Source organism: Pseudomonas sp. CP-1 (genome assembly GCF_021213715.1).
Lineage (GTDB): Bacteria > Pseudomonadota > Gammaproteobacteria > Pseudomonadales > Pseudomonadaceae > Pseudomonas > Pseudomonas aeruginosa.
Window position 1 is genome coordinate 1 of the sequence record NZ_JAJQKY010000035.1, and the last position, 14,814, is coordinate 14,814.

Annotated in this window: 12 protein-coding genes; 4 read left to right on the forward strand and 8 right to left on the reverse strand. The window is 52.8% G+C overall.

Annotated elements, in window-relative coordinates; genetic code table 11:
* The first annotated feature begins 79 nt into the window (after window positions 1–79).
* From LT948_RS32150 to LT948_RS32165, 4 genes are all read left to right on the forward strand, one after another.
* Entirely contained in the window at window positions 80–2,176 is a 2,097-nt protein-coding gene (locus tag LT948_RS32150) for a hypothetical protein (RefSeq protein ID WP_020750937.1), read from the forward strand.
* The gene (locus LT948_RS32155) at window positions 2,176–4,140 is read left to right on the forward strand and encodes an integrase (protein WP_014834171.1); all 1,965 of its coding nucleotides are present in this window, start codon (window positions 2,176–2,178) and stop codon (window positions 4,138–4,140) included. Before LT948_RS32150 ends, LT948_RS32155 begins: the two co-directional genes overlap by 1 nt.
* Window positions 4,124–4,633 carry a hypothetical protein gene (locus LT948_RS32160; protein WP_124082609.1) on the forward strand — a complete coding sequence of 170 codons (510 nt, stop codon included), beginning with the start codon at window positions 4,124–4,126 and terminating at the stop codon, window positions 4,631–4,633. Before LT948_RS32155 ends, LT948_RS32160 begins: the two co-directional genes overlap by 17 nt.
* A gap of 104 nt (window positions 4,634–4,737) precedes the next feature.
* The gene (locus LT948_RS32165) at window positions 4,738–5,988 is read left to right on the forward strand and encodes a tyrosine-type recombinase/integrase (RefSeq protein WP_171885274.1); all 1,251 of its coding nucleotides are present in this window, start codon (window positions 4,738–4,740) and stop codon (window positions 5,986–5,988) included.
* 153 nt (window positions 5,989–6,141) lie between these two features.
* Here LT948_RS32165 and LT948_RS32170 read toward each other — a convergent pair whose 3' ends face one another.
* The 8 genes from LT948_RS32170 to LT948_RS32205 all read right to left on the reverse strand — a co-directional run bounded on the left by LT948_RS32170 (window position 6,142) and on the right by LT948_RS32205 (window position 14,802).
* On the reverse strand, window positions 6,142–7,854 hold the full coding sequence (locus LT948_RS32170) for a UvrD-helicase domain-containing protein (protein WP_003117144.1): 1,713 nt from the start codon (window positions 7,852–7,854) through the stop codon (window positions 6,142–6,144).
* Window positions 7,851–9,701, reverse strand: a complete 1,851-nt coding sequence (locus LT948_RS32175; protein WP_003109853.1) for an ATP-dependent nuclease — start codon at window positions 9,699–9,701, stop codon at window positions 7,851–7,853. Before LT948_RS32175 ends, LT948_RS32170 begins: the two co-directional genes overlap by 4 nt.
* A gap of 125 nt (window positions 9,702–9,826) precedes the next feature.
* The gene (locus LT948_RS32180; protein ID WP_003109852.1) at window positions 9,827–10,642 is read right to left on the reverse strand and encodes a sterol desaturase family protein; all 816 of its coding nucleotides are present in this window, start codon (window positions 10,640–10,642) and stop codon (window positions 9,827–9,829) included.
* Between the two features lie 32 nt (window positions 10,643–10,674).
* A complete protein-coding gene (locus tag LT948_RS32185) occupies window positions 10,675–11,436 on the reverse strand; it encodes a helix-turn-helix domain-containing protein (protein ID WP_019396504.1) in 762 nt (253 codons plus the stop codon).
* A gap of 58 nt (window positions 11,437–11,494) precedes the next feature.
* Window positions 11,495–11,932, reverse strand: coding sequence for a hypothetical protein (locus LT948_RS32190; protein ID WP_020750918.1), 438 nt, complete (start codon window positions 11,930–11,932; stop codon window positions 11,495–11,497).
* A gap of 79 nt (window positions 11,933–12,011) precedes the next feature.
* The gene (arsJ, locus tag LT948_RS32195) at window positions 12,012–13,244 is read right to left on the reverse strand and encodes an organoarsenical effux MFS transporter ArsJ (protein WP_003109849.1); all 1,233 of its coding nucleotides are present in this window, start codon (window positions 13,242–13,244) and stop codon (window positions 12,012–12,014) included.
* A 17-nt stretch (window positions 13,245–13,261) separates the two neighbouring features.
* The gene (locus LT948_RS32200; RefSeq protein WP_003109848.1) at window positions 13,262–14,266 is read right to left on the reverse strand and encodes an ArsJ-associated glyceraldehyde-3-phosphate dehydrogenase; all 1,005 of its coding nucleotides are present in this window, start codon (window positions 14,264–14,266) and stop codon (window positions 13,262–13,264) included.
* A gap of 20 nt (window positions 14,267–14,286) precedes the next feature.
* Entirely contained in the window at window positions 14,287–14,802 is a 516-nt protein-coding gene (locus LT948_RS32205; protein ID WP_020750917.1) for a cyclin-dependent kinase inhibitor 3 family protein, read from the reverse strand.
* Between the last annotated feature and the right edge of the window lie 12 nt (window positions 14,803–14,814).

Consider the following 14,814-nt stretch of genomic DNA (forward strand, 5'->3'; position numbering starts at 1 on the left):
CTTTTGTTAGCAAACCCTATTGAGGGAAATAGAACCGTCGTGGAGCATGCGCCCGAAACTCAGCTGCTAGAGAGCAAAAATGGCTAAGCGCGCACGCTCCACCAAGGGAAAAGCTTCATCAGGGAAAAAGAAGTCTGGGCTAGAACTGAAGGTCAGGAACGATGGCCGCCAGTCAGGATTTACGGTCGTCAGCTTTGACTTCCTGACTGAGTGGTTGGGTGAGGATGCAGATCCCTTTTTGAAAGGCATTTCGCGCTTCTCTAGACGCTACACAAGTGCGGCCCCTACATACGCTATACGGCGTATTCTCCAGTATTGGGCAATGATGCATAGAAAGAGAGGCTGGAAAAAACCTAAGGATACAGATGCGGATGACTTCAAACTTCAACTATCTGAGCTTCGGAGAAGCTTTTATACCGATGAGACAGAAAAGGGGTTGGCCCTCACAACGACCTCAAATAAGTGGATATCTTTCGTAAGACTAATTGAGATTCTAGTAGTTGCAGAAGTTATCCCCAATATCACTATAGGTGCATACGTTCGAGCTCCAGGAAAATCAGAAATATTAACTGAAAGGCAATCAGTGGTTGATGGTGCTGCGGTTGTTTCGGTGCCGAAATCATTTAGACCGGATAAAAACTCATACAATGACGATCTTTTTGAGTCAATATCTTTAACTGCTTCTGATGAAAGGTACCTGACCGAGTACACTGCTAGAATAAATCGTGTGCTGGATACAATTAAGTCGTGCGCGCTAGAGGACTTTAATCTACTAAAGTCGAAACAGGCAGAAGGAGATGCGCTGATAAAGAATACCGGCTGTGGTTATCTGACGGCTATGAAAGAGAATCCGTGGCTTATGAGGTATTTTGATTTTTCCACTAGGCGCCATTACTTTGAGGCAGACGGTGGACATCCTAACTTGCTTGGAAACCTACTTTCTGTTGTTCATCATGAGATGGGGGGGATCCCTAAGCCTCATCGAAAATTCAAGTCGAGTGACAGAAGGCCGGTATCAAACAGCGGAAATTCTCATTGGCAATATGTTGCTAAATACGGAAAGAATAAGCTCATCCCGTATTTAGGATTAATGAATAGCGAGGCTGCGGCAGTTTGCATGCTCTTGATAATGATAGAGCATCCAAAGTTCAATTCGACTTCATTGTACAGAGCCAAAATTGAAGACGCGGATGGATTCGCAATCCTCCTGTCGTCTGCCGATGGAAATAATTTGCGCCTTACGGTTAAAAAGCCGAGAGCTAGGGAGCAGAAATCAGAAATATTGAGTGACTTGGCGAGAGACGTTATTTCGAAAGTAATGGAGTGGACTGCCCCTATCCGAGAAGAGTTGAGAAAGCAGGGGCGAAACGAGGAGGCTTCTAATCTTTGGGTGGGAATAAGCTCTTTGAACTATGACTTGAAGTCCTTTTCTGAGAAGGCGTTGGTAGGAGCGCTTTATATGAATCCAATTTGGCGTTCGACAGGTAAGGAAGAGTTTAGTACAAGGGCGTATTCATTTGTAGATAGACACCCGGTGCTCATGCCGTGGAGAGATAAGATCAACTATAAGGCAATTCGTGTAAATGTGGGTGTGGCGACATATCTTAATACTAATGGCGACTTGGTTGCTACAGCTAAGGCATTTGGCCATAAGCACATTAAAACTACTATTAATAATTATATTCCGCTTGCGCTGCAGCGTGCAATTTTTGAGCGGCAGATCCGTAGGCATCAGAATCTACTAATCACTTCAGCGATGGATGAAGAAAGCGAAATGCTGAAGATTTCGGACTTTAGAACAGTGGAACAATTACATGAATTTCTTAAGTCCATCGATAATTATTTGTTTGAAAGTGAATTGGAAGCGCAAAGAAGGGAAACATCCGAAAAGCTAACCTTTGATTTTGCCACCTTGTCCAGACTCGTCATATCTAATGATCCTGAATCGCTTGCGGTTGCAATGCTTTATCGGGATGCTCTCGACAAAGCAACCCCAACCTTCCTAAATAGGCCAGACAGTCTTACTGGCATCACACCGAAATTTTGGATGGACTTCATTGACGCAGTTATGGCACCACTTCCGTTATCAATGAGCGATTTAAGTAATCTTGTCAAGAAGGCGCTTTTGAAGAAAGAAGCGATGTCGGCTATGGTTATCCTGCCAGAGGTGGGGTGATGAGTCGACACAAATTACCGGTCGGAGTCATTGATTTTTTTGATCGAACAACTAGAAAAATAAATCATATATACAGACCTGCATGGCTTCTTAATGAGCTGGAAAGTTCTACATGGGTCGTAGACTCAGGGGTGGTTGTTCGGAATGTAGACGGCACCATTAAAGGTGGTGTTCGTCTAAATTGGAACAGGCTTTTGCCAAGCGGAAGCTTCACAAGCCCTGTTTATGCGGTTCCTTTGGAACAGGCAAAAATGATAGTGGTGTGCGCCTATGATGGAGCTCTTAAAGTCGCTAGATCGTTAAGAGGCATTCTTCACTTTCATTTATATCTGTTGTGGCTAGCTGAGTTTCTTGCTGTTCGATATGGAAACAAGTTTTCTGAAGAGGGGTTTTCTATTTTTGGGGTGGATGACGTAGTTGAGTTTCTTGGAGTGGCAGAGGTAGGAGGTGTTAGTGGAACAGGGGCTTTCATACAGCGCTGGGAAGATTATCTAGCAAATTCCAAGGATGGAATTGAGCCAATATCACTTTCCGAGCATTTGGGAAAACTAGGAGCACTGGATGGTAACGGTAATCTAAATTTGCGCTTCGCTGCGGCTGCTTTGGGGGTTGACTACAAACGGTTATCTCAATCTACCGAGTTCAGAAGATACTTGACGCATGGGTTTGATTGTGAGGCTGGAGGTAAGTCCAGCGAGAACGGGGCATCAAGAGCCACAACTGCTCTATCAAACTGGATGGTTAATTTCTGTGAACTGCTATCTTCTCTGCCTATTCAATCGCATGTAGAAATAGGTAATCCTTATTTAATATCGGATATTGTGCGGCCTTTCCGCATCGGAGGAAACGGTAGAACAAGAACCTTGCCTCTTTCTACGGGAAGAAGTCTTATGTTCGGTTGCGGCAAATGGATGATTGATACGTATCCGGCACTCAACTATTACTGCAATGAAGTTGTTCCTCTTTCACGGTCGATAATGGATGAGTCGAATGTTTCAGTGTTTACGGCGTTATCCATATCAGAAGAAATTGTTCCGATTCCAGATGGACTGGTCTCTGCTTTTGATGCTTACAGACGAATGCAGGTGGATCCTCTTATCTCTGAGGCAAAAATTAGAACTCAGTTTCCATTCTCGATTTTCTTGTTGAGGCTTCATACGGCCGTCTGCTTCTGCTTGATCGGTGTCCTGACTAGTTGTCGCAGAAATGAACTGGTTGATCTGGATAAAAGCGCTAGTTATGAGGTTGACGGTAGATTCTATCTTTCTGTTTTACTGAGGAAAACTGGGTTTGATAATATGCGTGAGCCGATGGAAAAGCCGGTTCCGCGCCTTGTTTATGAGTGTTTATTATCTTTAAATGCGCTAAAAAAACTTTGGCAAATCATAGTGCCTTCAAGTGATATTTTATTTAAGTCGCAGGCGTTTTTTAAAGTTAACGTCAGAGGTGCCTCTCCATTCAATGTGGCTGATGCTTATGTTTTTCTAAAGGAGCTTAGTGAGTACCTAAAACTTGTTGATAACTCGGGAGAACGATGGGTGGTGCTCCCACATCAACTTCGCCGCTATTTTGCTATGACATTTTTTCACTTCGGAGGATTGGAGAATTCCTTGCCGGCGCTTTCTTGGTTTATGGGGCATGAAGATATTGGGGAAACCTGGCGCTACATTAAAGAAAGCTTAACAGGAAAAGAGCTCAGTGCATCCGAAGCTGCGTTGGCTACTTCTGCAGTTTGCTCTGATGATCAATCTCATGGCGTTCAGCAACTCAGGAATATCCTTATTAAGCATTTTGGCACTGAAAAAATCAACGTCATGCATGAGGATGAGTTAAGAGATTACCTAGAATTATTGTCGGAAAAAGGTGTATACACCGCTACCCCAATTCAAATTAATGCTGGAAAAAGAAAGAGGTATACGGTGGCAGTTTCAGTTAGGGAGGGTGCCGATGCCTCGACTTGGTAAAGGCCAAATTGCATCAAGCATCAAAGTCCTATCTGAAACTGCCGCTAGGAGCGCTGCTTGTAGAATCTCTGAGTTTGATAGGATTAGAGCAACTCCTTCCCCTTCTAAGAGTGAGCTATCAGCTTTCACCTCTGTTTCAAAACTAGCTGCTTGGGATAATGAGTCTCTTGGAATTACTCCTTTAAGTCATAAAACATTACGGAAATATGTGAATGGGCTATATGAAGGTGGACTTTCCCAGCTTCTACGTGATGCTGCTTTGATCATCGGCGACTCCCGACAGCTGATCCGAAAAAAGTCTTCTGATGATGTTGATGCTTGGAAGTTAAGCTCTCAGTTAGCGGTAGATGCTGCGCTAGACATGACCGCTAGATACTTGGATTTGCTTGAACGGCTGAAGAGATTATCGTTGCGGTCAGATTTAGCAGAGTCTGAGTTGCAACGGCATTATCGGCGATATGAAAAAAATCCTCACATTAAGGTTGTGAAATGACTTCGGCTGGTCGGCTTTGGCGCACTTCCTCTAAAGAATTTTATTTGCCTGGATATGATAAGTTGAGGAGGTCGGAGCGATGGGCGGCCCCCGAAATGAGGGTGATGTATTGGCCAGATGGTTGTATATGTTGGCAGCTTAACGTTTATTTCCTTCATCTTAGGCGCTCAAATAGCGCTATTTCCACAATTAACACTTATGCATCAGAACTATCCTTGTTTGTACGTTTTTTGTTTGAGTCTGAGGTGGTGATTGAGGAAGTGTGTGATGATGTGCTGGTTTCATTTTCAGACTGGTTAATTAAGCGCAAAAAATCTTCTGGGAACCACATAAATAGAATTTTGTTGCGGGTTATATCGTTCTTAGAATGGTATCAAACTTTGTTGGTTGGAAAGCGTTTAGTGGGTTCATTAGGGCAGGGGGCTCAAGTAACAATTTCTTTGCGTTCGTTGAAGAGTAAGCAAGGTGTTGTAAGGGTTCGAACCCAGCATCATGCGATGGTGCCTGCAAGCATTCCTCGTACAGTTCGCCCTATTTCTTCTAATGCAATATCTGCTCTGCTGGATTCTTGTGAATGGACTGCCAAAACTAATTTTCGTCGCAGCCGTGATCGATGTATGCTTGTTCTCCTTGCAGATACGGGCATACGTAGAGAAGAGCTAACTTGGATCCGAGTTTCTGATATTGTAGGGGCATCTGCTGACCGGAAATTGCCCGTAAGAACATCTAAAAGAAAAGGCAATCCTTACAGGTTAATACCTATCTCAGACGAAACGTTTAGAATGCTCTTGGAGTATATCGATGTTACTCGCTCTATTCAGATTAGGAGATTAAAGAGGAGAAAGATTGGCTTCAAAGATCTGGACTGGCTGTTTTGCACCAGAGAGGGGTTCAAGATGGCGCCCTCAACAGTGTCACAGTTGTTTTCTGATCTCCGGGCAGAGGCGGGCCTTACTGAGCGGGTATCCGCTCACATGCTTAGGCACCGATATATTACATTGCAGGTTATGGCTAGGCTTCGATCTTTGAGCAGCCGGGGGTCAATTGGCGTTGAGGCACTTACTACTGTTCTCTCAAAGGTCGCGAGTCTCAGTGGTCACTCTTCGCTTGATAGCATGTGGCGCTATGTAGATTGGGCCTACGAAGAGCTTGAGGTTGAATACAAGGATTCTGCAAACGTCGCCGCCGAGGCGATGAGTGTTATTGAAGCTTTGATGGGTGAAGCGAAGAGTAGTGAAAATAGGGCTCTAGCAGAGTCAATTTTAATTGTGAAAGAGGCTTTGTTGCAACTCAGGACGAAGAGTTATGAGTTACCAAGTGTGGTGGCCCATTCCCTTCGTGGCTCTGCTACTTAGTCTCGACATGGATAGTCTTGCCTGCGTCGTTTCGGATTTCTTATTTGCAAGTAGTCACAATAACCTGATTTCTTTCTGCTATGACTGAATCCGCTTTAGGACCGCTTCTGAATTAGAAACTTCCTATGCTTTGATGTGCCCCGCAATGCAGAGTCACAGGAAAGGACAAGGTTCGCGCTTCGGCGTCACAACGGTAGTACGGCGTACCGCTCTAGTCACTCCTACCCGTAGAGCTAACAGGTCTTGAGCGCAGGTCTTTGGGTCCTGCGGGGCTTTGGCGATGCGCTGGTATAGGCCTTCGTAGATGATGACCTCGTCGAACTCTTTGCCTTTGGACTTATGAATTGTCATGAGATGGATGCCGCGCCAGTCTTTTTGAGCAGCAGCGAAATGCTCCTGCATCAAGGCACTGCGGACTGCCTCTTCAGCACCTCTGTACCCACCCTGGGCACGCCACAGGGCACCCAAGCTGGTGCGCAGTACCGAGCCTCGATGAAGAAGTCGTAAGTAGCGGGCATCCGTTGCTACTTGCCTCAAGGCTTCCGCGGTGGAGGATGCCAACAGGCCGCGCAGATATAGCCAGTCCTCCGAAGGGTCACCTGTGAATTCCAGTCGTTGCCGCAACTCTGAGATCCGTTGAACTTCGCTGACAATCAACTGGCGCTTGGCACCGCGGATCTTTCCCGTGGAAAGGAAACCGCTAAGAGCGCCTGCCAGGTCAAGCTCCGTCTGAGGTGTAGGCTTGCCTCCGCGCCGTCCGCGAATGTGCGAGTGAAGTGCGCCGAGCATGCGGCTTGCCACATCGCTAGCCGTACCTCCCTCCAGTAGCGTGGCGATAACGCCAGCGGCTAGAGCCGGCGGCTCTGCATCCATTGCAACGTCGTGATATAGCTCCGGCAGACCATCAGACGTGGATGAGAAATAGTCAGAAAGCTCAAGCATTAGCCGTTTGGATGGCACCAGAACCGCGATCGACTTGTCCGGTACTTTCTTGAGCCGTTCCAATGCCGAGTAAACTGCGGTCTTGGCGCTGAAGTGCGAGCTCTTTCCATATAAGAAGCCGTAGCGAATGATTTTGACCTGTTGATAGGTCCTGCCCTTGTTCGCCCCGGTGAGAAGGTCGTTCCCATAGGTTGCGATATCGGTACCGCCGCTGCGATGGTTTTCACCGGCGAAATCGAAGTGAGCGGCGCTGAAGCTCTCCAGAAAGTCGCCCACCCGCCTGGGGTCAGCGCCTCGAAACTCGTAGATTCGCTGTTCGGGGTCTGCCAGTGCAATGAGGCGACTGCGTCTTCCAAGCTGCTGAATCAGCGCCCATTCATCACTGTTTGTGTCCTGAAACTCGTCGAGGATGATTATGGGATAGGTGTCGGAGAAGATGGTGTTTAGCCGATCACTTCGACGAAGCAGGTCGCTGACCAAGCTTGCGAACAAATCGAAATGCAGACGGCCTTCCTGCTCGAAAAGGCGCCGCTTCTCATTTTCGTGTTGGGCCTTATCGATATCAGTCAAATGCGCTGCTGCTTCTGGCGGTGGCAGGAGCTGCAGGCTTCGCCTGCCATTCAGCAAATAGGCATGGCTCCGGAGAATGCTCCATGCAAAACCGTGGTACGTACTAACCTCCAGTTGCTTCAGGTCCTCACGAGAAATCAGCTCAGAAGCCTTTTCGATGATGCGCGCTACGGTAGGCCTGGCGAAGCTCAAGAAGAGAATCTTCTGGCCTGGCTTGAGTACTCCTGAGCGAATCTCATCGCGAGCCTTCACCAGCGCGACGTGTGTTTTGCCTCCACCAGGACCACCCAGCGCTAGGGCGTGCCCGGTGCACGCCAGGAAGCCGCGCTTCTGATCGCTCCACACTTCAGTCATGTCGAAGGCTGGGGCGGGGACGGTTGAAACCTTCCATAGGCGGCTGCCAATGGTGCCGGCTTGGCTGCAGTTTCTGGGAGAAGGGGCATGCCGGCTGCCTGGGGAGGTAATGGAGGCAGCCGTGGTGGCTCAATGACGTTCTTGATGGCTGCCAACGTGGTTCTCACGTATTCAGGCATGTCGTCGGCGGTTTGACAGGAGGCGAGCAAGTCGCCGGCGTCGCCACCACCCTTAGCCCAGCTGAAATAACTCGACAGAGCAGCCTGCAGATCAGCCAACGGCGTTGCGGCTGCTGGTGTCCATGCCGCGAGATGCTGCGGCCAATCGCCTCCGGCAACTACAGCAGCGGCATAGCTGCGGAGTGCGGCCTCAGATGCGCCCTGCAGCACCAGGTCTTCGAAGCCTGCGCTCGCAGACTCGTAAGGATGATCGACTGAGGCCTTGATGGCTGCGAGTGCCTCCGGCGATTGCTTGTCGAACACCGCAAACACGGTCTTACCGAGTGACCGGAAGAATGCACCCAGCGGAGCGACATTGGTCTCCCCGCGAGCGTCGACGATGGCTACCCCAAGGTTTTCGAGTGATTTGAATCGTGTGGGATCCAACTCGCCAAGCCGGCGGGCGGCGGCAGCCAATGCGTCGTACTCCGTACGACCCTCAAGAACGAGTACATAACGGGCCAGTAGGGCTTCGCAGAATCGAGTTCTAAATTCGGTGCGATAAGCCTTGGGCTTGACTGATGGTGGGTATGTAGCAGGGATTCCGGTCATGACACCGGCCACTCGCTTGAGAACCACCACCTGGGCAGGCTCGAACTCCTCCAGCACGTAGGGTGAGTGAGAGGTGAAGATGGCTTGTGCTGACTTCTGGCGCAGAGAATTGATGATTCGCTTCTGGGTGTGCGGCGGAAGCGCGATCTCTGGCTCTTCCATCGCGAAGATTACACTTTGCTTGAGTTCGGCGATGATGGACAGCAGAGCCAACACCAGCGTGTTAATCGTGCCAGTGCCTTGGTGCTGATATGGCGCAGAGTAGACGGAACCGTCCGGCCTCTTTGCGCCCGTACCCATGAAGACGGTCAGTGTTCGGCGGAGCGTGTCTCGGGTGAGATCCGAGACACGCATGTGAGGGTCTTCTGCCCAGTCGGATGGTACGTAGTGCCGCACGGCATCTTGGACTGCGGCAAGCAGCTCGCCGATGTCTTCGGTCTCTCCAACTGGCAGTGCCCTTAGCTGGTCGAGCAGGTCCTCCCACATTGTCAGTCGTGTCTCCTTCAGTCGAAGGATCACGTCCAACAAAGAGCCTCGCTCCAAGCTGAGTGCACGGGTGCCGGTTCGCAGGGTGCGCAAATAGAGAAAACCGCACTTTCGCTTGTCGGGTGCAGAGAAGCGCAGGTAGGAACCATCCGGTGTTTCAGGAGTGGCGTAATAGGTATCCCCAGAGAAGTCATCCTCTTCTACGTCATACCAGCCGTTGAAGAAGACGCGCATTGCTGCACCAACGTGAGGGGCGTCTGTCCTTTCCGGGGGAGCCCCCACAAGTAACGTTTTGGCCTGCGCATCCCACCATTCGATGTGGTCGCGGAAATGCCGCTGCTGCTCATCGGAGAGGCCGGCGACAATAACCTCGATCTGGATCGGAACCACCTCTTTTTTGACCGGGTCTACATACGTCCCGGCATAGAAATCGTGCTCGTCTATTACGGGGCGGCGACTGAGGCGTTCTGGGCCAAGCACCAGGTCCACTGCTTCCAGCAATGTTGACTTGCCGGCATTGTTGTCACCTGCGCAATTGCACTGACTTGGCCACCCGATTGCATTCCTCCTGACCAACTCCTGGCCGAGCATATGCATTCGTGCTGACCACCGCTTGCATGCGGCCACAACAGTCACACCGTAGCCACGACCTGCTGCAGCCGATAGCAGCCGCTACCGGCCCATAGCGGACGTTTACGGACGCCTCGTCGCCGGCTTCACCTGTATTCACTATCTGCTTTCCGCGATCTGCAGAAGGGCCACCACAGCTGGGCACACCACGGATCACCAGGATCATTCGGGATTCCATATCGCTCTGGGTATCGGTCGCGAGTGAAGTTCGCGGTTCCGAACAGCGTGTCCCAGATGAACAGCAACTGGGCGAAGTTGTGATGGGGCGGCTTGCCGTGCTCATCAAGCTCGGCGTGATGCGCGCGGTGCGTGCTAGGCAGCTGAACCAGCCGCTCTAGCAGCCAGGTAGCGGGCGCCAGCCAGCGCCATTTGTAGAGCACCTTGTCCCAGGCGAACGCGCTGTGCACCAATACGTTGGCGCAACCGAAAATCAGGTGAGCGATGAGCACCGCCTCGCCTAGGCCGAGATAGACGAGAGCCCCGGCGTACCAGATGTCCGGCATGAACAAGAACCAACGCCAGTTCTCCCGGTAGGCAACGCTGATGCTCATTGCCGTTGCGGTGTGGTGGGTACGGTGCATGTGCCACATGAAAGGAATGGTGTGGCCTAGTCGGTGGTACCAGTAGTGCATGAAGTCAGCAGGGATTATGACCAGCAGAACCGCCTGCCAAAGTGGAAGCGAGCCCAGCTGACCAGCTGCGCCAGGTGCCAGTTGGGCCAGGATCAACGCAGCTCCGGCGATGACTGCTGGTTTAATCAGCAATGCGAACTGGGCAAGGCTGATCGCGTCAACGGCAAGCTCGTCGGATTGGCGCCTGTTCAGCATGCGTCCGGCAAGCAACTCGAAGCTTCCCAGTAAAACCAGAAGGCCGCTGACAGCCCAGGTGTCCAGATGTGGCATCTAATGCCTCCCTCAAGATGTGAGGGAGAGTTTCAGCAATCCTGCAGCCAGCTTACTTGAAGGATTTTGTTGTTGTTCGCCTGTGAAGGGCGAAGCCCGAAAGTCCGCAGGCAGATGCGGGACAGGTGGGCTGAGTCGGCAAAACCTGCTTCATGAGCGACGGCGGTGGCTCCATTCGGGTCATTGAGCCCCTCCAGGGCACGCCGGAGCTTTCGCCACAGCAGCAATTTGCGCAGTGGCAAACCGAGCGACTCCTGTAGCCAGTGGGAGCAGTGTGCTTGGGTACTGGAATAGCGAGACCGGAATGCTCCCCAAATCTGCTCTGCGGTGCTGTCTTCGCCTGATGCCTCGACCAGTGACAACAGATACTCCAGGCGCGGGCTTGGTGTGATCTCTGGCTGCTCATGCAGAGCAAGCAACTCATTCAGCGCGTCATCGAAGGTCTGCTGCGTGGTTGCGGAGGCCAGCCTGAAGCGAGAGGCAACTGGTACGTCGACTCGAAGCGCCGCATCAGGGCTGCTACGGGCCCAGCGCAACATTCGAAGATATGACGGGTGGCTTGGCTCGACGGTGATGCTCGTATGCGGCTGCGGGCGCAGGAAACGGCGACGTATTTCGGGTGCCAACAGCCAAGCCTCCGAGGTGGCGGCTGGTAAACCATCGATCTCCAACTCGAGCGGTTCGCCGTCAGCCAGCAACAGGGTCATGCCAGGGCGCTGGTTGTAGCCATTGGGCAGAGACTGCGCCCTGACGATGAACGCTGATTTCCCGATCAGAAGCTGGTTTGGTGCCATGGTGAACGTGTCAGCCTGACGATAAGTTGCACATGAAGTTTATTACGCCCTCTTGCCGCTACGGCGTACAGCCACTCTTGAGGTAGGTGTTCCGGATAGCGGGAACTCCATTCTCAATCTCGACATCGGAGGCATACGCTTCCAACAGAAGCTCGCAATTGCCCCGTTGGGTTAACACCACGCCAGTCAATGTCGCGTCCCTGCTGATGCAGTCGAATCCGCTCGTGATGGCATAGGTTGCCTGCTTTCCATTGATGCTGACCTGCCCGTCGCCAGAGGCCTTGCAGTCCCCCCAGCGCAGCCCCTCTGCAGAGATCGTAAGGAGGGGCGGACTCGATGCGGATGATGCTTCGGCCCGCCACTGACCATCGAACCAGCTGCCGGCAATCGGTTGTTCGATGCCGGCAACGGGTTTGTGGGCGTCGCTCGGTTTGTCGCACGCGCTAAGCCACAGTGCGGAGACGAGAAGCGGTAGTAACCCTATCAACCTGTTCATGATGTGCCTCCACATTGCATCAGGTCTTCGGGCCTGCCTTGCCCAGGAAGGCAGGAGTCTCATGCATTCACACCCCTAGTCAGTTCGGGGTGGTCACCACCTCTGCATGTCTGGGCAAGGCGATTGAAATGAGCGCGGCCAGGAGAACGAATGCCGCAGAGATCCAAAGGCAGGCCACCAGTCCGTAGGCCTGGAATACCCACCCGGAAAGCACCGTGCCGATTAGGCGTCCCATGGCGTTGGACATGTAGTAGAACCCCACGTCCAGCGATACGCCGTCCTCCTTGGCGTACGAGACAATCAGATAGCTGTGCAGCGAGGAATTCACGGCAAAGAGCGCCCCGAACAGCATCAGCCCACCCAGGAGCACGATCTGAGCAGAGAGGTTCATATCCAGACCAAGGGCGATGGCGGCCGGCAGCACCGCAAGTATCAGCGCCCAGATGAAGGCAGCGCGACCGTCGGGGACGTGACCTCGCTTCTTGCCGGTCAATGCCGGCGCGAAGGATTGGACGATGCCGTAGCCGATCACCCACGCGGCAAGGAAACCTCCGACCAGCCAGAAGTCCCAACTCAGCGTCTCGCTCAAATAGACCGGGAGCGCGACGACGAACCAGACATCCCGAGCACCGAACAGGAACATCCGTGCAGCAGAGAGAATGTTGATTGCTCGGCTTTTGGAGAGCATGTCGCGGAACTTGGGCTTGGCCTTGGCTTTGCCCAGGTCTTTTTTCAGCGACAGCATGCTGCCGACCCAGATGAGGGCTAGCACCACGGCCATGGCCAGCACGGCGCCTTTGAAGCCGAGCAAGGCCAGCAGCGCGCCACCCAGGAAGAAGCCCACGCCTTTGAGCGCATTCTTCGAGCCTGTAAGGATCGCCACCCACTTGTAGAGCTTGCCTTGCTGAGCATCTGGCACCAGGAGCTTGATCGAGCTCTTGGCGCTCATCTTGTTGAGATCCTTGGCGATGCCGGATAGCGCTTGGGCTCCCATAACCCACGGTATCGTGAGCAAGGCAGACGGCACGGTGAGCATCAGCAGCGCCACGACCTGCATGGCGAGTCCGATGTTCATGGTGCGGTTCAGTCCCACCCGCGCCCCCAGGTAACCGCCAACCAGATTGGTGACGACACCGAAGAACTCATAGAACAGGAACAGGGCTGCGATCTGTAGCGGCGAGTACCCCAAAGAATGGAAGTGGAGTACCACCAGCATGCGCAAGGCGCCATCGGTGAGCGTGAAAGCCCAGTAGTTGCCCGTTACCAGCAGGTACTGGCGAACTTCTGGTGAGAGCGACGATAGCGCCTTCATGATCGGGCCCCGCTCCTTCAGCCAGCCAGGCCGACCAGCTTCGCCAGTTCGACAGTGCGGTTGGCGTAGCCCCATTCGTTGTCGTACCAGGCATACAGCTTCACCTGTGTACCGTTCACAACCATGGTCGAGAGCGCATCGATGATCGAGGAGCGCGGGTCGGTGCGATAGTCGATGGAAACCAGTGGGCGCTCCTCGTAGCCAAGGATGTCCTTCAGCTCATTCTCGGCGGCGCGCTTGAGCAACTGGTTGACCTCGTCCGCGCTGGTCTGCCGCTCGACTTCGAAGACGCAGTCGGTCAGCGAAGCATTTGCCAGCGGGACGCGAACGGCGTGGCCATTCAGTCGGCCGCGCAGCTCCGGGAAAATCTCCGCGATGGCGGTGGCAGAGCCAGTGGTGGTAGGGATCAGGCTCATACCTGACGCACGAGCACGACGCAGATCCTTGTGTGGCTGATCCAGGATGCTCTGGGTGTTGGTCAGGTCGTGGATGGTGGTGATCGAACCGTGGCGAATACCAAGGTTTTCGTGGATCACCTTCACCACCGGCGCGAGGCAGTTGGTGGTGCAGGAGGCTGCCGTCACGATGCGATGCTGAGCCGGGTCGAACAGGTGTTGGTTGACGCCCATTACGACGTTCAGCGCACCTTTTTCCTTTACCGGCGCACTCACGACAACACGCTTCACACCTTGATCCAGGTAGGTCTGCAGCACGGCAACGGTCTTCATCTTGCCACTGGCCTCGATGACCAGATCGCAGCCCGACCAGTCAGTGTCAGCGATGGCTTTGTTCGCCGTGATCTTGATGCGCTTACCACCAATAACCACCGAGTCACCGTCGGAGCTCGCTTCGTGATGCCAACGACCGTGAACCGAGTCGAAGTTGATCAGGTGGGCGTGCGTCGCAGCATCGCCAGCCGGGTCATTGATCTGTACGAACTCAAACTCCGGCCAGTTCCATGCCGCGCGCAGCGCCAGGCGACCGATACGTCCGAAACCATTGATGCCTACTTTGATGGCCATGTTTTTGTTCTCGAGTGCGGTTAGCGAGCGTTCGGCGATTTTTTGTCGAACTGGCTGATGTAGTTAATGTGTGCAGGGTGCTGAATCGCACGGGGACGAAGGGCTTGTACCTGGGCTACGGCTTCTCGCATGGGCATGCCGCACTCGATCAACAGTTGGGCTGCGATCAGGCCTGTGCGACCAGAGCCGCCCTTGCAGTGGATGGCGATCTTCTGGCCGCCATTGACCAGCTCCTTGAGGCGATCTCGATTGGTTTCCCACGCAGTGGAGAAAGCTTCACCGGGCGCCTGGTCATCCTCCACTGGCAAGTGGAACCATTCGATCCCTTGCAGTTGGCATTCCTCGGGAAGTAGATCGACTTCGTTCTGCAGCAGTTCGTCTTCTGGCATCAGGGTCACCAGAGCCACCGCGCCGGCATCGCGAAGCGTGGCTAGCGCCTCGGACACCGACGTGTCCTTGGTGCCGGGGCACGGAGTGAAGATCAGTTGGCCGCTCAGATCGGACGCGGTAAGAACGGAATACGGATGCGATTGCACGTTCAGAAAGCC

Coding starts and splice junctions, on each gene's coding strand:
- LT948_RS32150 (WP_020750937.1), top strand. CDS start 80: ATGGCTAAGCGCGCACGCTCCACCAAGGGAAAAGCTTCATCAGGGAAA.
- LT948_RS32155 (WP_014834171.1), top strand. CDS start 2,176: ATGAGTCGACACAAATTACCGGTCGGAGTCATTGATTTTTTTGATCGA.
- LT948_RS32160 (WP_124082609.1), top strand. CDS start 4,124: ATGCCTCGACTTGGTAAAGGCCAAATTGCATCAAGCATCAAAGTCCTA.
- LT948_RS32165 (WP_171885274.1), top strand. CDS start 4,738: ATGTATTGGCCAGATGGTTGTATATGTTGGCAGCTTAACGTTTATTTC.
- LT948_RS32170 (WP_003117144.1), bottom strand. CDS start 7,854: ATGACTGAAGTGTGGAGCGATCAGAAGCGCGGCTTCCTGGCGTGCACC.
- LT948_RS32175 (WP_003109853.1), bottom strand. CDS start 9,701: ATGCTCGGCCAGGAGTTGGTCAGGAGGAATGCAATCGGGTGGCCAAGT.
- LT948_RS32180 (WP_003109852.1), bottom strand. CDS start 10,642: ATGCCACATCTGGACACCTGGGCTGTCAGCGGCCTTCTGGTTTTACTG.
- LT948_RS32185 (WP_019396504.1), bottom strand. CDS start 11,436: ATGGCACCAAACCAGCTTCTGATCGGGAAATCAGCGTTCATCGTCAGG.
- LT948_RS32190 (WP_020750918.1), bottom strand. CDS start 11,932: ATGAACAGGTTGATAGGGTTACTACCGCTTCTCGTCTCCGCACTGTGG.
- arsJ (WP_003109849.1), bottom strand. CDS start 13,244: ATGAAGGCGCTATCGTCGCTCTCACCAGAAGTTCGCCAGTACCTGCTG.
- LT948_RS32200 (WP_003109848.1), bottom strand. CDS start 14,266: ATGGCCATCAAAGTAGGCATCAATGGTTTCGGACGTATCGGTCGCCTG.